Genomic DNA, 1,217 nt, shown 5'->3' with positions numbered 1-1,217 from the left:
CGTAAATTGCAAGAACAAGTTAGCCAGTCGTTGAGGACAATCCCAGAACAGGCCGTTATCAAATAGAAGTTGTGGCGCTAGAGAGACTACTGGGCCATGCGGCGAACGCGCCGAGCTTCGGCCTCAAAGTTTTGCTGGGGTGTGCAGTAGCCCTGTTGTTTGCGAGGCAACTGATTCAAGCGGTCTTGCGTGGCCTGCACTTGACTAGGGCTAATGTCATCTAGGGACATGCCCTTAGGGAAGTCCTGGCGGATCATCCGGTTATGTGCCTCGTTGGTGCCACGGTCGCAGGACGTGTAAGGATGGGCGTAGAAGATCTCAGTTTCCGTCCCAGCAAAAGCAGTATTTAAGGCGGTGAACTCGGGTCCGTTGTCGGCTGTGATGGGTCTTGATGCAAGCTCCCCATTCGCGCTTGATTCCACGCAATGCATAGCTCACAGAGTCTGCATCTCGTCCTTCGATCAAGCGGAGAAGTTGGCAACGGGTCTTGCGCTCAATCAGAGTCAAGATGACGCTATCCTTGCCATTGCGTTTACCGACAATGGTATCCATCTCCCAGTGACCGAACTGCCTGCGTCGTTCAACGACCTTAGGCCGTTCCTCGATACTGCGGCCAGCCAGGCGCTTAGCCTTGGTGTGGTGCTGGTGAGAGGTCTTCCGCTTAGTCTTCTCCAACAGGTCGATATTTCGAATCTCTAGGCGTTGGTCGTCAATGTACTGGTACAAAGTCGAGGCACAAACAAGCTCTTCAGGAGTAAACAGCTTGTGTCGCTTGGCATAGCCGATTGAAGCATCCGGCGACCATTTGTCCTGCTTAGCTCGCTGTACGTACCAGGCTAAGAAGACCTGTACGCTGGCGAACTTGTCAGGACGATGGCAGCTCAAGCGTGCAGTCTCGTAACGTGCCTGAGCAGCCTCTGGCAGGTATTGTCGATGGTAGACGCGCTTGCCATTACTCTTCTTGACCTGATCTACTGTACCTCGCTTGATTTCATTATTAATGGTCTGCGGGCAGACGCCAATTTCAGCAGCAATCCAACGATTGGACTTCCCAGCTTGGCGGAATCCGGCCACTTTTCCGCGCTCGAGTGATGTTAAGTGCTGACCTTTTTGGCGGTGTGTGCTATCCTGTTTCTGCATCAAGACAATATCCTCTTCCATTGTTTGTGTAGGAACTTCAATGATACAGGATATCTGTTCTTGATGTTTTTTATTGT

1 pseudogene is annotated in these 1,217 nt (G+C 51.8%); it reads right to left on the bottom strand.

Annotated features, from left to right (window positions below):
• Positions 1 to 86 precede the first annotated feature (86 nt).
• A pseudogene (locus AAA927_RS12850) lies at positions 87 to 1,140 on the bottom strand (IS30 family transposase).
• Positions 1,141 to 1,217: the final 77 nt, after the last annotated feature.

It is taken from the genome of Lacticaseibacillus salsurivasis (assembly GCF_036246225.1).
Taxonomy (GTDB): Bacteria; Bacillota; Bacilli; order Lactobacillales; family Lactobacillaceae; genus Lacticaseibacillus; species Lacticaseibacillus salsurivasis.
This window is presented reverse-complemented; position numbering and strand designations above follow the sequence as displayed.